Consider the following 18,943-nt stretch of genomic DNA (forward strand, 5'->3'; position numbering starts at 1 on the left):
ACTAGGTTGGTCTGATGGCGACCTATGGCTGGATCGGTTTGGGGAACATGGGCGGCCCGATGGCCGCCAATCTGGTGGCGGCCGGGCACACGGTGCGCGGTTTCGACCTCTCAGGCGACGCGCTAGCGGCCGCGGAAGCCAAGGGCGTGACCGCGGTGGAGGAGATCGCCGAAGTGCTGGCCGGGGCCGAAGTCGTCTTCACCATGCTGCCCAAGGGCGAGCACGTCCGTTCCGTGTTTGAAGGCCCGTACGGAATATGGGAAAACGCCTCCCCGTCAACACTTCTGATCGACAGCTCCACCGTCGACATCGAGACTTCGCGATACTGTCACGCCGAATCGACACGCCGCGGATTCCAGTTCGTCGACGCCCCGGTCTCCGGCGGGATCAGCGGCGCGCATGCCGCCACGCTGTGCTTCATGCTCGGCGGTGGCCTGGAAAGCGTCGGTGCGGCAACCGATTACATCAAGCCAATGGCCGGTCGGGTGATCCACGCGGGTGACGGCGGGGCCGGGGTCGCGGCCAAGATCTGCAACAACATGATGCTCTTCATCGACATGATGGCCAATTCGGAAGGCTCGCAGCTGGCCGAAAAGCTCGGCCTGGACCCCAAGGTATTCTGGGAGATCTGCTCGGTGTCGTCGGCCCGGTCCTGGGCCCAGCAGACCTGGTACCCGGTGCCGGACATCATCGAATCCGCTGCCGCCAACCGCAACTTCGACGCCACCTTCACCGTCGACCTGGCACATAAGGATGCCCGCCTGGCATTGGCCGCGGGAGAAGCCACGGGCGTGAAACTGCCGGCTGCCACCATGGTCACCGAACAGTTCCAGCAGCTCATCGACGAAGGACTCGGCGGCAAGGATTGCTCGTTGATCGTCAAATATGCGACACCCGACGGATCCGCCCGCGGCTACACGCCCTGACGGGGGAGCTGTTCGTACGCCTGCCGTTCCCCACTGCACCCGGGCACCGTGGTGAGCGCCGGTACTCCCGGTACCGGATCCTGTGACGATTCGGCAGCAGCACCAATCCAATAGCGCGAGCGCCGCTCAACCGCAGCGCCCAGGTTCTATGGGTTCAGATCCGGCCCATCTCCGTGGAGTTGCCGCAAAAACCGGTTGTACGAGGCTAATTCGTCTTCCTGACGGGCATCGTCGGCCTCGCGTTCTGCCGTCTCCGCTTGCTCCTCACGTCGCCACCTGACGGCGAAGATCAACGTGATGGCGAGCGCTATCGGCTCACCGTACGACCACGCCAGCGCGCCCGCCACCGCCTGGTCCTTCACCGGGTCGACAGCCCACTGCGCGGGTGGATTGGCGAAGATACCGATCAGCGGCCTGGGCGCCATCATCAAGACCACGCCGATGAACACGTGTAGCGGCATCTCCACAAAGATGTCGAACATCCGGCCCAGGTTGGTCTGCCGTATCGGCAAGGGATCGGTCGACAAGATCGGAATCACGAACAGCAGGCCCGTGATGAGAAAGAACACCTCTAACGCGTTGTGGCCCAACCATGTCGCGGCAATGGTGTCGAACAGTTGCGAAAGATAGAGGCCGTAGTAACTGAACAAAAACAACGGAATGGTGACGGCCGGATGTAACAGGAGCGCGCCCGCCCTACCGCGCAGCCCGGCCAATGCGCCGGCCAGTACCCACCGACCCAGACCGCGATGTGGGGTGGACCGCAACAGCAAGCGCCCCGGCGAGCCCAGCACCAACAGCGGCGGCACCAGGATCGATAGCGTCAATTGCTGAAACATGAACGCGCTGAACAATCGGAATCCGTAACGCTCGATCGAGAGCCCCATGACCGCGCCCAAGATCAGACATCCGGACAGAAAACATGCCGTCGACCACCATGGCCAGCTGCGCCCCATCCGGCGCAGCCGCACAACTCCCAGCAGGTACCACCCGGCGAGCAGTACCGCGACAACCGGCAGCACCGGGATGGTCGGCGGATCCCACCCCAGCAGTGACCACACGGACGGCGGCTCAGCCGGGATGCTGGTTAACCGTTGGAGAAACTCTTCGTTCATTAATTGCATTATGCGCATATTTGAATGAACGGGCCATCCGGGGTCACCAACCAGGCGTTCACCCGCTATTTGGATCGCCGCTAGCCAAAGGGCTCTGCATTGCCGTTTCAGCAACTAGCGTGCGGCACGGGCGGGGCAAACCGGAGGAGGAACCATGGCCGTATCAGTGAATCTGGAGAAGGCCCTCGACAAGGCCTACGAAAACAAAGACCTCAAGGACGTCCTCGACGCACCGCCCTCGGCCCTCGCCGGTCTGACCGAGAAGCACGATGCCGCCCTCAAGGAAGCCCTGAACATCTCGACCATCCGCGAACTGGGCACCAACAAGTACATCGCGGTCGCCGCGGCGCTCGCGGCGCTGGAGTCCAAGACGGGTTAACGCCGACCGGGAAGGCATCTACGCAGGTGCCTTCCCGCCGTCAGCCGCGCAGCGCCTCTGCCAGTGGCTCCAGTACTGCCGGGGCGTACGGCGGCGGCAGGTAGATGATCGCGAGATCGAGACCCTCGGCTCCCAGTGCGGCAGCTTCATCGACCACCTTGGCGTAGTCGCGATCCGCACCGAGACGAATGTGGGCAGAGAGGGTGATCTCCTGGGGATCGCGCCCGATGTCCGCACAGTGCGCCGCGAGCACATCACGCTTGCGGGCGAATTCCTCGGGCGGTCCGCCGACGAAGTTCCAGTGCTGGGCGTACTTGGCGGTGATCCGCAGTGTGCGCTTCTCACCACTGCCACCGATGCAGATCGGCGGGTGCGGCTGCTGCGGGCCCTTCGGCTCGTTGCGGGCGTCTTTGAGCTGGTAAAACTTTCCATCGAAGCTGGTCGTTTCCTGGCTCAGCAGCCCGGTAAGCACCTCGCAGGCCTCTTCGAAACGATCAAAACGTTCCTTGATGCTGCCCAGCTCGATGCCGTAGGCGCCCGATTCCTCCTCGTTCCAGCCGGCACCGATACCGAGCTCCAGACGCCCGCCGGAGACGATGTCCAGTGCCGAGGCCATATTCGCCAGCACCGCTGGATGCCGGTAGTGGATACCGGTCACCAACACCCCGACACGTAGCCGCTGGGTGGCCTGTGCCAGCGCTGTCAGGGTTACCCAGCCCTCCAGGCACGGCCCGGTGGAATCCGAGAAGATCGGGTAGAAGTGGTCGAAGGTCCAGCCGGACTCGAAGATCTCAATATCGTCGGCCACCTTCCAGATGGCCAGCATGTCGTCCCAGGTGGTGTTCTGCGGGGATGTCTTGAATGCGAAGCGCATTACTTCACCCTATGCGCCACACACCTGGAGCGTCGACCAGGAAGTTCGGTCCGGCCATGGGGGTCGCCCCCGATGGCAATGGCGGCCAGCATGGATGACAACCCCGGCTCCCGAAGGCGACCCTTGACGGTGAGGAATGCTGTGCCGATTCCGGCGTGGACAGGAAGGACGAACATGCAAAGGCGCTACCTCGTTTCCGGACTGCTGATCAGCGGAGCGGTGGGCGCATTGGCCACCGCATCGCCCGCCTTCGCGAATGGCGGCGGGCAGAGCTGTGTCACCGTACCCAACGCCAACACCGTCTGCTCATCACCGGGCAATGTCCAAATAACCAGTGCCACACCGATATACGATGGACCACAGCCCTCGATCTATCCGCCGTACTACCCCTTCGGAGTCGGTGGATACCTGGGTACGCATGGACACAGCAGTGAATAGCACTGCGCGCTAGCGCTATTCACGCTCGAATCATCGATGGGTGAGGAACGCCAACACCGCGAGGACCCTGCGGTGGTATTCGTCGGCGTGCCCCAGGTCCAATCTGCGCATGACACTGTGGACATGCTTCTCCACCGTGCTCTCGGTGATCCACAGCTTTCCCGCGATACCCGAATTCGACAAGCCCTGGGCCATCAGCTCCAGCACCTCCAGCTCGCGCTGCGACAGAGCTGACAGCGGATCGTCCTTGCGTCGCGCGGACAACAACTCTCGCACCAACTCCGGATCGACGATGGAACCACCGCCTGCGACGCGGGTGCAGGCGTCGGCGAACTCTCTGACATCCCCCACCCGGCTCTTCAGCAGATAACCCACCCCGTCGCCCGAGGTGATCAACTCAGCCGCGTACTCGACCTCGACGTGCGCCGAGAGCACCAGCACGCCGATCCCCGGATACTCGCCCCTGATCTTCTGCGCCGCCTCCAGCCCTTCGGTGGTGTGTGTCGGTGGCATCCGGATATCGACGACGACGAGATCGGGATTCTCGGCTCGAACCAGCTCCAAGAGCGCCGCGGCATCACCCGCGCGACCTACTACCTCAAAGCCCGCCTTCTCCAGGACGCTCGCTACGCCCTCCCGCAGCAACGTGTCGTCATCGGCCACCAGAACCCGTATCGCGGACATCTCGCCAGGCTACCGCCGCCACGCGGCCATGTAATCGTCCTCACCGCCGATACTATGGATTTGTGAACGAGCCGCACGGCGGTTCGCAGGCAGCGAGTAGACGTAGATACATATGCAACAAGCACCACAGGCATCGTTGCCGCGGGCGGGTCAATTGATGCCGAGCAGATGGCAGCCGGACGAGGCTTCTCATACCGGCTGGTGGCGCTACGTTTCCGGATGGCGCACACAACTATTCGGATCTACACCACCCTCGGTCTATGCCGGTATCGCGGCATGCGTGGTGCTCCTGGTCGCCGAATCGGTACTCACGATCTTCCTGCGCACGATCGCACCGGCCGAGCACCTCGCAGCCATCTATCTGATGGGCATCCTTGTCATCTCGGTGATCTGGCGGCTCCGGCTGGCGCTCGCGATGTCCATCGCCAGTGCCGTCGTCTTCGACTGCATCCGCAACTGGCCCATGGCCCATCCGCTGTCCACGGAGAGCCACAACATCGTCACACATCTGAGCTTCCTGGCAGTGACGCTGACGGCTAGCGGGCTCTCTGCGCTCGCGCGCGCCGGCACCATCGAGGCCGACCGCCGCCGGCGCGAAACCGCCGCCATCGCGCAACAGCAGGCCGCACTACGACATACCGCCACTTTGGTTGCGAGCAATGTCCCGCCCACCGAGCTCTACGCGAAGGTAGTCCAGGAAGCCGCACTGTGTTTCACCTCACCAACCGCGGTGCTGATTCAACTGATGCCCGGTGACGAGGGGATCGTGGTGGCGAGTCACGGCCGGACAGGACCCCGAACACCGATACCCGGCAAGCGTTTTCCCTTGCTCGATGCCAACAACGTCGCACGGGAACTACGCTTGACCCCCGCCGTCTCCGCTCCCATACTTGTCGACGCAAAGCCCTGGGGAACGCTCATCGTCGGTACCGACTCATCGACGGTGCCCGGCACGGATATCCGCGCTGGGGTGCGCGATTTCGCTGATTTGGTGGCGACCTCCATCGCCAACGCCGCCACCCGACAGGAGCTCGCAGCCTCCCGCGCCCGCATCGTATCCGCCGCGGACACGGCCCGCCGCAGGCTCGAACGCGACCTCCATGACGGAGCCCAACAGCGGCTGGCGTACCTACGGCTGAAACTAGGCATCGTCAGATCCGCTGTACCACTGGAGGATGTCGAACTCGCGCGGGAACTCAACAACCTCGATGCAGATCTCACGGCGGTGACGCGCGAGCTCCAAGAGTTCTCACGGGGTCTGCATCCCGCCATCCTGTCGAAGGGTCTGGCTCCCGCCTTGCGCACACTGGCCCGGCGTTCGCTCATCCCCGTGCAAACCGAGCTGGAACTCGATCACAAGTACCACGAATCCATCGAGATCGCCGCGTACTACGTGGTCGCCGAGGCTCTCGCCAATACCGCCAAACACTCGCAGGCCAGCGAGATTCTGATCCACGCGCACGAGACCTCCGAGCAGATCCAGATAACCATCAGCGACGACGGCGTCGGCGGGGCAAAACCCCGCAAGGGCACCGGACTCATCGGGCTGACCGACCGGGTCGCGGCCCTCGGGGGTCGTCTGGACATCCATAGCGCCGCGGGCCGTGGCACGTCAATGACGGTGACCATTCCGCTGCTTCAGACTGAATAGCTCGCGCTGCGGCGGTCCTCGTCACGCACCTGCCGCTAGCGCTTCCTCAATTCCGAGCAGAACACGGCGCTCAGCACGCTCCATCGGCGTCAAGGCGCCCCATACCCCATGGCGCTCACCCGCACTCACCGCGTAGGTGCCGCACTGCCGCAGCACTGGGCAGGACTGGCAGACCCGTTTGGCGCGCGTCTCACGGACCAGTCGTGAACGCCCCCGATCGCCGTCAGGGACAAAGAACATCTCCGTCGGCAGACCGCGGCAGCGAGCCTGGCTCCACCACTCGCCCACGTCGCCGACCGCACCGGCGTCTGCCGTTGCGATCTCGCGTCCCGCGATCGGCACAAATTCTCGACCCATCATCACGTCGCCCTCCGATCACATTGCATCGGTTCCTCCGGAACCGATGCGGACGATATCCAGGCGACGGTTAACGGCAACCCTGTCGATGGTTAACGATTGATAAACCCAATTACATTGTCCGACAACGTGATAAAAGACTGCGGCTACCTTCAATTCTCACTCACGGAAATCCGCCATGGGCAGATGGGGGCTAGCCTCCAGCTGCCCGTCGCCACGCCGCCGGCAGCTATCCGCCCGCCCTTAACGGTCCCGCCGGTAGCGGTTTACCGCCAACGGCGATGGGCACCAACCCCGACGACAACAACGCCGCGCTCCGCGACCCTTGTACGAGAACAATCCAACGTAGAGCTCTGGCTGCGCCGGCGAATTCCGCGGCACCACAAGACATCATCGCGCGATCCCGTGCGCAGGACAGATAGGCCATACGACGTGCTCCCTCGCCCGCACACCATGCCATTGCCATCTCGTGTCGAGCGGGATCGCTGGCTGGCGCTCAGCGTTGCCTGCCTCGTCGAGATGCTGCTGGTGATCAACAGCAGCATCGTCGCGGCGGCGCTTCCCGCCACTCAGGCCGCGCTACGGTTCAGCAACAGCGATCGACAATGGCTGATCACGGCATACGTGCTGACCCTGGGCGGCCTACTGCTGTTGGGCGGTCGGGTCGCCGACATGGTGGGGTTGCGGCGCGCGCTTGTCATCGGACTCGCCGGCTTCGCCATCGCGTCCTTCGTCGGCGGCTCGGCCACCAACTTCGGCGAGCTGGTGGCATCGCGAATCGCGCAGGGTGTCTTCGGTGCCCTGCTCGCGCCCGCAGCCATGTCTTTGGTGGTCAACAGCTTCCGTGAGACCACGGAAGAGCGGCACGCGTTCGGCATCTTCGGGGCGGTGATCGGCGCGGCCAGCACCGCCGGCCTATTGGTGGGTGGCGTCCTCACCCAACTGCTCACCTGGCGATGGGTCATGTATGTCAGCGTGCTCATGACAATGCTCGCCCTGGCCGGAACGCTGATATTCGTCAGAAGGTACCCCGCCGGGCAACGTCGCCAACTCGATCTCCTGGGCTCGCTCACCGTCACCGTGGGACTCTTCGCCATCGTGTTCGGCTTCTCCCGCGCGGAGATTCGAGGATGGACTGCGGGCATCACGATGACGTCCTTCGCCATCGGGCTGATATTGATCGGCGTCTTCGTCCGCCATCAGCGCCACAGCAAGAATCCGCTACTGCCCTTGCACGTCGTTTTCGATCGCACTCGCGGAGCGGCCTTTCTGGCCATGTTCTTCGCCAGCGCAGGACTTTTCGGAGTAGTGCTGTCACTTCTGTACTACCTGCAACGGTGCCTACATCTGGCTCCGTTGTGGGCGGGGGTGGCATTTCTGCCCTTCTCCGCGACCGTTGTCGTCGCCTCAACCTTCGGCAACAGCTTCATGCTGCCGCGCCTCAACGCCCGCACCGTACTCATCGTCGGCGGAGTCACGGCCGCATTCGGACTACTGATACTGAGCCATATCGACTCGCACGCAGACTATTACACGGCAATACTGCCGGGACTAGTCATCGGCGGACTCGGCAAGGGCCTCATCTTCGGTGCGTCCACCCATGGCGCGGCCTCCGGCATTCATCCCGAGGAGTCCGGGATTGCCTCCGCCACAGTCAACGTGATGCATCACGTGGGCGGTTCCATGGGAGCTGCCCTGCTGAGCAGCGTCGTCGCGTCGACGGCCACGTTCTTCCTCGCCCGTCATGCGTCAAGCGATCAAGCGGCCGCGGCCGGCTACTCGGCGGCGTTCTGGGTGTCCGCGGCAAGCTGCCTCGCCGCCGCGGCGATCGCGCTCATCGTGAGTCCCACCCGGCCAAAGACCACGGAGCCGGATCTATCCGAAAGCTATTGCGCAACAATCCACTAGGAAGCGGTGCTACCACAGATCACACCGGGGTTCTCGCATTCGGCACCTGTCTGATCGGGCATCTGAACCCATTCGGAGCGGCCGCCCTCGTCCTGGCTGCCTTGCCGCTGCAGATTGTCGGGGTACCAAATGCCGGTATCGCACACGACCCCCCGGTCCATGCATTGCGCGCCGGTAGCGCCCCGATGCTCCACCCAGCCCCCGGCATCATCCCGGGGCTGTTGCGCCTCGGACGGTGCGTTGCCTCCTCCGAGCAACTGACCCACATGGTCTCCCGGTCCGGGCGTAGGCGCGACGGGTGCGGCGTTCGCGGCCGCGGGCGGCAACATCACCAATGTCGCACCGACAGCTCCGATAACAACCGCTCTACGGATTGAGTGTGCTCGCAACACTTTTGACTGCCTCTCATCGCACCACGGGCTCCCATCGAAGCCGGGCGCTTGACGCGCCATCACCATGGTGCGGCCTGCTCGAGGCAGAAACATCGATGCAAACATCCACGTGGCCATGGTGGAAAACCACCATGGCCACGTGGATGAGAAGTTTTGGCTTAGGAGCTGAGACGCTGCTTAAGAGCTTCGAACTCGTCCTTGACACCGGTCGGCAGCTTGTCGCCGATGAACTCGAACCACTCTTCGATGAGCGGAAGTTCCGCCTGCCACTCTTCGGTGTTCACCGCGAGCGCCTCGGCCACGTCCGCTGCCTCGACGTCCAGACCCGAAAGGTCCAGATCCTCGACACCCGGGACGGTGCCAATGGCGGTGGAAACACCATTGCCACGGTGCTCGATCCGGTCGACGATCCACTTCAGCACGCGGCTGTTCTCGCCGAATCCTGGCCACAGGAACCGGCCGTCATCACCGCGACGGAACCAGTTGACGAAGAACACCTTGGGCAGCTTGGACTCGTCGGCCTGCTTGCCCACGTTGATCCAGTGGTTCAGGTAGTCACCGACGTGGTAGCCCATGAACGGCAACATCGCCATCGGGTCGCGGCGCACGGTGCCAACCTTGCCCTCGGCGGCCGCGGTCTGCTCCGACCCCAGGGTGCCTCCGATGAACACGCCGTGCTGCCAGTCCCGGGCCTCGGTCACCAGCGGCACCGTCGTCTTGCGACGACCACCGAACAGGATCGCGGAGATCGGCACACCCTGCGGGTCATCCCACTCGGGAGCCAGGATGGGGCACTGCGACATCGGGGTGCAGTAACGCGAATTCGGGTGTGCCGCTTTGGTCTCGGTCTCCCGCAGGATCCAGTCCTGACCCTTCCAGTCGATCAGGTGCTCCGGCTCACCCTCCAGGCCTTCCCACCACACATCGTTGTCGTCGGTACGCGCGACGTTGGTGAAGACGGTGTTTCCGGCCTCGATCGTCTTCATGGCGTTCGGGTTCGAGCTCCAGTTGGTGCCCGGCGCCACGCCGAAGAAGCCGAACTCCGGGTTCACGGCGTACAGACGGCCGTCCTTACCGAAGCGCATCCAGGCGATGTCGTCGCCCAGGGTCTCCGCCCGCCAACCCGGAATGGTCGGCTGGATCATGGCGAGGTTCGTCTTACCGCAGGCCGACGGGAACGCCGCGGCCACGTAGTACGCCTTGTTCTCCGGCGAGATGAGCTTGAGGATCAGCATGTGCTCGGCGAGCCAGCCCTCGTCATGGGCCATCGCCGAGGCGATACGCAGCGAGTAGCACTTCTTGCCCAGCAGCGCATTACCGCCGTAACCCGAACCGTAGGACCAGATCTCACGGGTCTCCGGGAAGTGGGTGATGTACTTGGTGTCGTTGCAGGGCCACGGCACATCTTCCTGGCCGGGCTCCAGCGGTGCACCGATCGAGTGCAGGGCCTTGACGAAGAATCCGTCGTCACCCAGCTTCTCCAGTGCGGCGGCACCCATGCGGGTCATCACACGCATGGAGGCAACCACGTACTCCGAGTCGGTGATCTCCACACCCAGCTTGGGGTCCTCGGCACCGAGCGGGCCCATGCAGAACGGCACCACCCACATGGTGCGTCCGCGCATGCTGCCGCGGTACAGCTCGGTCATGGTGGCGCGCATCTCGGCGGGGTCCACCCAGTTGTTGGTGGGACCGGCGTCCTCTTCGCGCTCCGAGCAGATGTAGGTCCGCGATTCGACGCGCGCGACATCCGACGGGTCCGACAGCGCCAGGAACGAGTTGGGGTGCCGCTCGGGGTTCAGGCGCTGGAAGGTACCCGCTTCCACGAGCTGCTGAGAAACTCGCGCGAACTCCTCATCCGAACCGTCAGCAAACACGACTCGGTCAGGTTGGGTCAGCTCAGCGACCTCGCGAACCCAGGCGAGCAAGCCCGCGTGTTTCGTCGGAGCGTTGTCAAGACCGGGAATGGTCGCTGCTGTCATCGAGAGCATCTCCTCTGTGGGGTACACAGGGCCACACGGGCACTGGTCGGCACCTAGATATATGAGGTTAGCGCTGGTGTCGTTCAGCGTGAAACGGGGTCATGGACAGTCCGTCATAGCCCTAGTAGCAGCGGTCCAAACCCCAACCCCGCGAGTCGGGCAGATACTGCCCGGATAGCGAAAAGATCACCTGCGAGTTTCCCGGTTTCTTGGGATCCGAGACCCGGATGTCGTCGTACTCGATAGATGCGTCTTGCCGCACCGACCAACCCTTGCCGCGGTTGATCTGCACCTCGACATTCAGCTCTCTGCCCAGCGCCCTGACCTCGTCCGGGTTGGCCACTACCGTGCCGTTCCACCGGACGGTCTGCTTGAAGCGCGGCAGCACCTCGTTCTCGCACTTCTCCTTGGAGGTGGCGGTGGCCGCCGTCTCGTCGTCAGTCCTTTTCTCGTCCACATGCATGCTGATGGCCCCGATGCCCACACCGACCAACAGCACCGCGCCGACGATCCTGCCGATCCCGTTGATCCCGGTGTACGCGTCCGAGGGTTCGACCTTGTCCTTGAACTTCCAGCCCTCGTCGAGGTAGAAGGCCTCTTTCGGCTTGAACGCGAAGTAGAGGGAAATCGCCGCGCCCAGAAAGCACAGAATCCCAAGAAGGATCACGTATTACTTACCGCCGACGCGGCCGTGTTCGATGAGCTCCCAGTGCGCACCCGATCCCCGCACCCAGGTTTCGTAGGTGCCGTCCGCACCGAACGTGGTCACCTTGTCGGCGACACCGTCCTCGTGGCTACTGGAGACGATCTCAAGTCCCCCGTCGGGCTGATGCACGACGACGGTGTCACCGATACCGTCGTGGTCGGTGTCGATGAGATTCGTACCCAGGTCCACCAGCCCGCCGTCGGTGGGCAGATACATGTGGTGATCGAGGTGCACGTCGGGGCTGAGGGCATGTCCCGGTTCGGGCACACCCTCCCCCAGGCCGCCAGGTAGGCCCTGGTCAAAACCGTCGATCATGACGTCATATTCTCGCCGCTTCCGGCCAGAACGTCCAGCCGGTTGGTGATTTTGGTTAGCGCCTGGTGTACGGACGGCAGGTCACGGTTACGCAGCGCCGTTGCCCGCGCGGTATTCATGGCTGCTTCGCGCAGCTCGGAATCGATTTGCCCGACCCTGGCGGCCAGCTTGTCGTTCTCACGTTCGTCGATCTCCACCAAATCGGCATTGAGTCTGGTCTCCACCTCGAGCACTCGCGCCCCCACCCATTGCTCCAGGTAGGCGCGCAACTCCCCCATGGTGTCGGCCAACCAGCGCTCCAGCACCGCGCGGTCGTGCAAAAGACCCCGCACCGCCACCAACCACACCGCGATGACGGCGCCGGCCACCAATCCGACCGCCAAACCCACCGGCGCCAGGCCCGGCCGCGCATAGGCCACCAGCCGCGACACCGTCAGCGCCGCACCCAAGCCGAAAAAGATCCCGAACAGCGCCATCATCCGGGTCTCCAGACGACGCGAGCGCACCGGAGGATCACCGGCCTCCGGTGGTGTCGGGCGGTTGGTGCTGGGCCGCGGCGCAACCCAACGCTCGGTCACCTCCGCGGAAATCTCGGCGAGATGCTCCTCGGTGCCCTGCTCCACCTCCGCGACCACCTCGGCCACGCGCTGCCGTACCCGGTCGCCGAAACCCGCGACGTCTCGCCGTTTCAGTTCGGCGATGTCCTCGCGGAGCTCACCGCCGACGGAGCCGACTCGCTTACGCGCGAAGTACAGCAGCGTCATCCGGGCCTGGGCGATGCGATTACGCAACGCCAGGGTTCGTTCCGACTTACTCGACCGCGTGCGCCGCACTGCCGCCTGCCGCTGATTACGCAGCTCGTCCGCACGCGCCCCTTCACCCGCCTCGGGAGGCACGTTGAGCATGCCCTGCAGGCGAGTTGCCCAGGCGCGCAACCGATTACGCTCGTCCAGGCTGGACTCCCGGCGTATCTCGCGCACCTCCCGCGCGAGGTCGTCGAGCCCCGGCCCGGCACCGCGCGTCGACACACCCAGCCAGGTGATGCCCCGAAAGCGGGAATCGTGCCGGGCCAAGATCTCCCGGTTCCGTTCCATCACCTCACGCCAGGACTGGTGCACGTCGATCTTGGAGACCACCGCGATCAGCGCGTCGGTATTGGCGGCGGCCAACTGGATCAGTCCGCAGTCCGAGGGTGTCAGCGGCGCCGTCCCGCTACACACGAAAACCACCACCGCCGGCGCCTGCCCATGGCGCAGATCCTCGGGTTCGACGATGCGCATCCCCGATATCCGCGACTTCAGCTCGGTGGCCAGGGTGCTCGCACCGGCCAACCAGCTGCCGGTCACCATGACGGCATCTTGCGGTTCCACACCCAGCGGGCCGAGCGCCGGATCCACCGCAAGCACCAGCTCATCGACCCGTCTGTCGTCCGGGGTGTTCATGCGCGGCCTCCGGCCCGGCGCCACAGTCGCAGCGATCCACGCACGATGTCGGTGCCGATCGCGGCGTAGGTGGCGTTGACCGGTCCGGCGGCGAAGCGCTGCCAACGCTCGGCGCGATACCGGTGATCTTCCGGGTGATCGCTGATCTCCACCGGGATGCCCGCGGCCGTGGCGGCCTCCACCGCGCACTGCATCGCCGCCACCACCACGTCGTCGCTGTTCAGGAAGGAATCGATCTGTACCGGCAGCACACCGGTCACGCCGATCTTGCGCAGTTCGGACAGCACCGTGCGCATCCGGCGATACCAGCCCTGCGCGATGGCCGCACGAATGGCGGTGACCACCGCGTCGATCCCGGACAGATCACGCAACAGCGCGCTGAGTCCCGGGGCCGCCAGGGTGGGAACCTGCCGCAGTGCCCCGATCGCGCATCCCATCGGATACAGGTCCAGTTCATGCAGAATGCGCTGCCGCATCGCGACCGGCACTTCGTGGGTGCAGGTGACGAAGGCATCGACCGAACTGGTGTCGGCCGGGCTCTCCACCATCAGCTTGAGTGCCTCGACCATGCCGTCATCGAGGCTCACCAACGGGACATGCGCGGACAACGGCAGCGTCGGGACCCGGGTCTCGGCACGGTACTCGGCGCAGCGCGACACGGCCGCAGTCCAGGGCCCCCGCGCAGCACCCGGATCGGTCAGGTCCGCCTTATTGAGAATCAGCACCTTGGGTGCGGCAGACGCCACCAGCACGGCGCGGTCCTCGGGCTTGAGCGCCTCCGCGAACACCACGACGTCCACGTCCGCTGCCACTGGTTCTGGGTCCGTGCCCACGATCGGCACTTCGATGAGTGCGTGCCCCGGCCCGTCTTCGGCAGGCAAGGTCCGCCCCAACGCGCCGATCACAGTGGTGACTCCCACCCCCGCACGGCCCCGGACGGTGACCCGTAGCGGGTCCCCGGCCCGCACCACCACATCGTGAATGCGCTGGCCACCATGGACCTGGCGAATCTCGGGACGCGTCGCGAACCGGTCGAGCGTCGCCCGGAAGACCTCAAACCCCCGCGTCATAGTTGTTTCCAGACCCAATCTCGAGACTCGTGCGCCAAATGCTCACATTCTCACCTGAGCAGGTGGAGGGTTGCACCCCGATAGGCAACTGTTGCGTATCAATACCCACCGGGATTATGGGATCTGCCGCCTATGGGTGACCATGGGAATATGCGTTGTGACGGCCACGAGCGGAGCGTCGGCCCAGCCACCGACCAGCTCCCGGGCACCGTCGGCGCCGACTCCCCCACCCCGGCAGAGGATCAGAACCTCCATCCACGCCGGGTTTCCAGCTTCCGATCGCGCGGCTCCTCACTGACCGAGCGCCAGCAGCGGGCCTGGGACAAGTCATGGCCTACCTACGGCCGCCTCGCCCGCGAAGCCGACGGCGCCCGCCCAGCGCTGGACCCCACCGCCTGGTTCGGGCGCAGCGCCCCCCTGATTCTCGAAATTGGTTGTGGCACAGGGACATCCACTGCTGCCATGGCACTGCAGGAGCCCGATTTCGACGTACTGGCGGTCGAGGTCTACCGCAAGGGCCTGGCCCAGCTGTTGTCAGCGATCGATCGCGAGGGCATCGAGAACATCCGGCTGATCCGCGGCGACGCGCTGGACGTACTCGAATACCTGCTGCCGTCGGGCTCGCTGACCGCCGCCCGGGTGTTCTTCCCGGACCCCTGGCCCAAATCCCGCCACCACAAGCGGCGGCTGCTGCAAGCCGGCACCGTGGCGCTGCTCTCCGACCGCCTGCGTCCCGGTGGCACCCTGCACGTGGCCACCGACCACGCGAACTACGCCGAACACATCGCCGAGGTCGGCGACAACGAACCCACGCTGCGCCGCCTCGAGCTGGACGATCCGCGTATCCCGGTCTCGGTGAATCGGCCCACCACCAAGTTCGAAGGTAAGGCGCACACCGTCGGCAGCACCATCAACGACTTCGTCTGGGAGCGATTGTGAGCCTGGCCGAGGATCTGCAGCAGCTGGACAGGGTGGATGAATCCAACCGCCGGCGCCGGGTGCTGCGGGTTTTGTTGGTCTGGGACGCGCCGAACCTCGACATGGGGCTGGGAGCCATCCTCGGCGGCCGCCCCTCCGCGGAGAACCGGCCGCGCTTCGACGCGCTGGGCCGGTGGCTGCTGGAGCGCACCGCCGCGTACTCGACAGACCATTCCGACTGCCTCGTCGAACCCGAGGCCACCGTGTTTACCAATATCGCGCCGGGGAGTGCCGAAGTGGTGCGCCCATGGGTCGAGGCGCTGCGCAACGTTGGGTTTGCGGTATTCGCCAAACCCAAGATCGACGAAGACAGCGACGTCGACGCCGACATGCTTGCTCATATCGAGCTGCGGTCCGCCGAGGGCCTAGCCGGGGTGCTCGTGGCCTCGGCAGATGGTCAGGCTTTCCGCGAACCGCTGGAAATAATCGCCGGCGCCGGGGTGCCCGTCAGTGTGCTGGGATTTCGCGAACATGCGAGTTGGGCGCTAACCTCGGATATTCTGGAGTTCGTCGATCTCGAGGACATACCCGGAGTTTTCCCCCGAGCATTGCCGCGGGTGTGTCTCGATTCGCTCCCCGACGAAGGCGCCTGGTTGCAGCCATTCCGACCGTTGTCGGCGTTGCTGACGTCCAGGACATGAAAAACTCAGCGCGTGACAGACGCTAGTTAGGAGATTCTGTGTTCGCCTGGTGGGGCCGAATGGTGTACCGGTATCGGTTCATCGTCGTTGCCGCGTTCGTCACGGTTTGCCTGGGTTCCGGGCTTTTCGGGATCACGCTCGGCGACCACGTGACGCAGAGCGGTTTCTTCGCCGACAACAGCGAGTCAGTCAAGGCCTCGGTCATGGCCGACGACGCCCTGGGGCGTGACCGAACCACCCACGTGGTCGCCGTCATCGCCGCCCCCGAGGGCAAGACGGTCGATGACCCCGCCTTCCAGAAGAAGGTCATCGACCACTTCGATCAGCTTCAGAAGGACAACCCCGACCAGGTGTACGGCTGGGCCGGCTGGCTACGCGCCCCCACCACCACCGACCCCACCGTCAAGCGCATGGTGACGGAGGATCGCAAGCACACCTTCGTCTCGGTCAGCCTCAAGGGCGACGACGACGACACCATCCTGAACAACTACAAGGCCCTGTCGAACCCCGATAAGGACGACGACCCCGCCAAGAACAAGTTCTTGATGGACGGCGTCGATATCCAGCTGGCCGGCCTGCAACCCGTCGCCAGTGAGCTGACCGGAACCATCGGCAAGGATCAGCAGCGCATGGAGGTCCTGTCGCTGCCCGTCATGGCCGTCGTGCTGTTCTTCGTCTTCGGCGGTGTGATCGCTGCCGGCCTGCCCCTGATGGTCGGTGGTCTCACCATCGCCGGCGCCCTGGGCATCATGCGACTGATCACGCTCTTCGCCCCGGTGCATTTCTTCGCCCAGCCTGTGGTCACGCTGATCGGCCTGGGTATCGCCATCGACTACTCGCTGTTCATCGTGAGCCGGTTCCGCGAAGAGATCGCGGAAGGCTACGACACCGAAACCGCCGTACGCCGCACCGTCATCACCTCCGGCCGCACCGTCATTTTCTCGGCGACCCTGATCGCCGCGGCCCTGATGCCGATGCTGATCGTGCCCCAGCAGTTCCTGCGGTCGCTGACCTACGCGGGTATCGCCTCGGTGCTGCTGGCCGCGATTCTGGCCGTCACCGTGCTGCCCGCCTGCCTCGGCGTTCTCGGGCGGCATGTGGACGCGCTGAGCATCAAGCGATTCAGCCGCACCAAGTCGCGCGAGGAGCTGGAGAACGGCTTCTGGGGACGCACCGTCGTCTACGTCATGCAGCGGCCGCTGGTGTTCGCCGTGCCGATCGTCATCGTGATGCTGCTGCTCATCATTCCGCTGGGCAACCTCAAACTCGGTGGATTCAGCGAAAAGTACTTGCCGCCAACAAATTCCGTGCGTCAGGCGCAAGAGAATTTCGACACCCTGTTCCCCGGTTTCCGCACCGAGACCATCACCATCGTGACCAAGGGTGCCACCGACTCGCAGCTCAATCAGATTCGCGCCGACGCGATGAAGGTCCCGGGCTTCGTGGAACCCGATGGCGACAAGACTCAGATGTGGCAGCGGCGCAAACCGGTCACGCAAGACGGCGATAGCAGTGTCAAGGTCATCCAGAACGCCCTGGTCGACCGGAACACCGCCGGGGCGAAGGTCAAACAGTTACGCGAGATTCCGGTACCCAAGGGCGTCACCATGTACGTCGGCGGCACGCCCGCCCTGGAGCAGGACTCCATCGACACCGTCTTCGGCAAGCTGCCCTTCGTGATCGTGGTCTTGATCAGCGTCACCACGATCCTGATGTTCCTGGCGTTCGGCTCGCTGGTGCTGCCCATCAAGGCCGCCGTGATGAGCGCCCTGGGCCTGGGCTCCACGATGGGCATCCTGACGTGGATATTCGTCGACGGGCACTTCTCCAAGTGGCTGAACTTCACCCCGACACCACTGACGGCACCGGTCATCGTGTTGATCATCGTCGTCATCTACGGCCTGTCCAGTGACTACGAAGTGTTCCTGATGTCCCGCATGATCGAGGCGCGCCATCAGGGGCTGTCGACCACCGAGGCCGTGCGGGTGGGTACCGCCAACACCGGCCGCATCATCACCGCAGCCGCGTTGATCCTGATCGTGGTGGCCGGCGGCTTCGCCTTCTCCGATCTGGTGATGATGAAGTATCTAGCGTTCGGCCTCATCGCCGCGCTCATCCTGGATGCCACCGTGGTCCGCATGCTGCTCATCCCGGCGGTCATGAAGCTGCTCGGCGACGACTGCTGGTGGGCTCCGGCGTGGATGAAGCGTATTCAGGTCAAACTGGGCCTCGGTGAGGTCACCCTGCCCGACGAACGCAAGCGTCCGACCGGCCGCGAACAGGCCATCGCCGCCGCGTCGTCTCCTGTCGGGTCCAACGCGCGCACCACCAAGCTGCCGATCGCCTCTGAGCGCACCCGGCTGCCGTCGACCCCCACGGCGCGTCAGCACGATCCGTCGGCACCGGCGCGCCCTACTCCGCCCCCGCCCGCTCCCCCGACCACTCCGGTCAACCTGGCGGGCAATGACAGTGCGGACGCTCCCGCGACAACGCGGATGACGTTGCCCGGCAAGAATGTTGCTCCCACCGATGCCCCCACCACGCAGGTACCGGGCGGGAATCCGGCCGGCCCGGATGCTCCGACCACCCGCAGCAGCGCCGTGGGTGCCGGCACAGCAGGCACCCATCGCCCGGACCGCCGCAATGCCGACCGTGAGATCGAGTCCTGGCTCGGCGAGCTGCGCGGCCCCAAGCAGCCCGGCTCCGCCCCGGCCACCGAGGCAAGCGACGCCACCACTGCCATTCCGGTATCCAAGCCCCAATCCAATCCGCAACCGGCACAGCCGAACCGCGCCAACGGCACCCCGGGCGAGGACGCGACGACGGCCATGCCGATCGCGCAGCCGGATCCCCAGCGCCAGGGACCGCCCCGGGCGCAGCGGCCACGGCCCGAGCAGCCTGCCAAGCCTGCGGCTGATGCCACGGAGGCACTGCCTGCCCCCGGACAGAACCGCACACCGCAACAGCAGCAGGAGGCCGATGAGGCCACCCGCCGCAGCCGTGGTGGCAGTGTGAGCGCCCAGGATCTCCTGCGCCGCGAGGGGCGCCGCATCTAGCGACGCCCCCGCGGGCTTCGGGCGCTCCC

The 18,943-nt window shown here is 64.9% G+C and carries 18 protein-coding genes; 8 read left to right on the top strand and 10 right to left on the bottom strand.

Annotated features, from left to right (window positions below; translation table 11 throughout):
• The first annotated feature begins 14 nt into the window (after positions 1-14).
• Complete coding sequence (gene mmsB / locus ABG82_RS25250; protein WP_043076267.1) at positions 15-926, top strand: 3-hydroxyisobutyrate dehydrogenase; 912 nt, start codon at positions 15-17, stop codon at positions 924-926.
• A 146-nt stretch (positions 927-1,072) separates the two neighbouring features.
• Here mmsB and ABG82_RS25255 read toward each other — a convergent pair whose 3' ends face one another.
• Positions 1,073-2,041: a cytochrome c oxidase assembly protein gene (locus tag ABG82_RS25255; RefSeq protein WP_043076266.1), complete on the bottom strand. Its 969-nt coding sequence runs from the start codon at positions 2,039-2,041 to the stop codon at positions 1,073-1,075.
• Positions 2,042-2,195: 154 nt separating this feature from the next.
• On the opposite strand from ABG82_RS25255, the gene ABG82_RS25260 reads away from it, so the two are divergent.
• The gene (locus ABG82_RS25260) at positions 2,196-2,420 is read left to right on the top strand and encodes a hypothetical protein (protein ID WP_043076265.1); all 225 of its coding nucleotides are present in this window, start codon (positions 2,196-2,198) and stop codon (positions 2,418-2,420) included.
• A 40-nt stretch (positions 2,421-2,460) separates the two neighbouring features.
• Here the strand turns inward: ABG82_RS25260 and ABG82_RS25265 are convergent, their stop codons facing one another.
• A complete protein-coding gene (locus ABG82_RS25265; protein WP_043076264.1) occupies positions 2,461-3,294 on the bottom strand; it encodes an LLM class F420-dependent oxidoreductase in 834 nt (277 codons plus the stop codon).
• 78 nt (positions 3,295-3,372) lie between these two features.
• On the opposite strand from ABG82_RS25265, the gene ABG82_RS28000 reads away from it, so the two are divergent.
• Positions 3,373-3,732 carry a hypothetical protein gene (locus tag ABG82_RS28000; protein WP_043076263.1) on the top strand — a complete coding sequence of 120 codons (360 nt, stop codon included), beginning with the start codon at positions 3,373-3,375 and terminating at the stop codon, positions 3,730-3,732.
• A 30-nt stretch (positions 3,733-3,762) separates the two neighbouring features.
• On the opposite strand, the gene ABG82_RS25270 is transcribed toward ABG82_RS28000, so the two are convergent.
• Entirely contained in the window at positions 3,763-4,416 is a 654-nt protein-coding gene (locus ABG82_RS25270; protein ID WP_043076262.1) for a response regulator transcription factor, read from the bottom strand.
• Between the two features lie 157 nt (positions 4,417-4,573).
• Here ABG82_RS25270 and ABG82_RS25275 point away from each other — a divergent pair, with 157 nt between their 5' ends.
• A complete protein-coding gene (locus tag ABG82_RS25275; RefSeq protein WP_043076261.1) occupies positions 4,574-6,067 on the top strand; it encodes an ATP-binding protein in 1,494 nt (497 codons plus the stop codon).
• A 21-nt stretch (positions 6,068-6,088) separates the two neighbouring features.
• Here ABG82_RS25275 and ABG82_RS25280 read toward each other — a convergent pair whose 3' ends face one another.
• Entirely contained in the window at positions 6,089-6,427 is a 339-nt protein-coding gene (locus tag ABG82_RS25280; protein WP_234707971.1) for a WhiB family transcriptional regulator, read from the bottom strand.
• 429 nt (positions 6,428-6,856) lie between these two features.
• On the opposite strand from ABG82_RS25280, the gene ABG82_RS25285 reads away from it, so the two are divergent.
• Entirely contained in the window at positions 6,857-8,332 is a 1,476-nt protein-coding gene (locus ABG82_RS25285; protein WP_043076260.1) for an MFS transporter, read from the top strand.
• On the opposite strand, the gene ABG82_RS25290 is transcribed toward ABG82_RS25285, so the two are convergent.
• From ABG82_RS25290 to ABG82_RS25315, 6 genes are all read right to left on the bottom strand, one after another.
• On the bottom strand, positions 8,329-8,661 hold the full coding sequence (locus tag ABG82_RS25290; RefSeq protein WP_276049356.1) for a hypothetical protein: 333 nt from the start codon (positions 8,659-8,661) through the stop codon (positions 8,329-8,331). The two genes, ABG82_RS25285 and ABG82_RS25290, sit on opposite strands and share 4 nt — an antisense overlap.
• A 221-nt stretch (positions 8,662-8,882) precedes the next feature.
• On the bottom strand, positions 8,883-10,706 hold the full coding sequence (locus tag ABG82_RS25295) for a phosphoenolpyruvate carboxykinase (GTP) (protein ID WP_043076395.1): 1,824 nt from the start codon (positions 10,704-10,706) through the stop codon (positions 8,883-8,885).
• A 121-nt stretch (positions 10,707-10,827) separates the two neighbouring features.
• Positions 10,828-11,373, bottom strand: coding sequence for a DUF6199 family natural product biosynthesis protein (locus ABG82_RS25300; protein ID WP_043076259.1), 546 nt, complete (start codon positions 11,371-11,373; stop codon positions 10,828-10,830).
• A 3-nt stretch (positions 11,374-11,376) separates the two neighbouring features.
• A complete protein-coding gene (locus ABG82_RS25305; protein WP_043076258.1) occupies positions 11,377-11,727 on the bottom strand; it encodes a DUF6802 family protein in 351 nt (116 codons plus the stop codon).
• Positions 11,724-13,169 carry a hypothetical protein gene (locus ABG82_RS25310; protein ID WP_043076394.1) on the bottom strand — a complete coding sequence of 482 codons (1,446 nt, stop codon included), beginning with the start codon at positions 13,167-13,169 and terminating at the stop codon, positions 11,724-11,726. The genes ABG82_RS25305 and ABG82_RS25310 overlap by 4 nt, the downstream gene beginning before the upstream one ends.
• Positions 13,166-14,239: a hypothetical protein gene (locus ABG82_RS25315; RefSeq protein ID WP_043076257.1), complete on the bottom strand. Its 1,074-nt coding sequence runs from the start codon at positions 14,237-14,239 to the stop codon at positions 13,166-13,168. The genes ABG82_RS25310 and ABG82_RS25315 overlap by 4 nt, the downstream gene beginning before the upstream one ends.
• A 132-nt stretch (positions 14,240-14,371) precedes the next feature.
• On the opposite strand from ABG82_RS25315, the gene trmB reads away from it, so the two are divergent.
• From trmB to ABG82_RS25330, 3 genes are read left to right on the top strand one after another with little or no spacing between them, the layout of a single operon-like run.
• Positions 14,372-15,178 carry a tRNA (guanosine(46)-N7)-methyltransferase TrmB gene (gene trmB / locus ABG82_RS28005; protein ID WP_162269212.1) on the top strand — a complete coding sequence of 269 codons (807 nt, stop codon included), beginning with the start codon at positions 14,372-14,374 and terminating at the stop codon, positions 15,176-15,178.
• A gap of 2 nt (positions 15,179-15,180) precedes the next feature.
• Positions 15,181-15,858, top strand: a complete 678-nt coding sequence (locus ABG82_RS25325) for an NYN domain-containing protein (RefSeq protein WP_407661894.1) — start codon at positions 15,181-15,183, stop codon at positions 15,856-15,858.
• Between the two features lie 38 nt (positions 15,859-15,896).
• Positions 15,897-18,914, top strand: a complete 3,018-nt coding sequence (locus tag ABG82_RS25330; protein ID WP_043076255.1) for an MMPL family transporter — start codon at positions 15,897-15,899, stop codon at positions 18,912-18,914.
• Positions 18,915-18,943 lie beyond the last annotated feature (29 nt).

Origin of the sequence: Mycobacteroides immunogenum (genome assembly GCF_001605725.1) — a bacterium.
GTDB classification, from domain to species: domain Bacteria; phylum Actinomycetota; class Actinomycetes; order Mycobacteriales; family Mycobacteriaceae; genus Mycobacterium; species Mycobacterium immunogenum.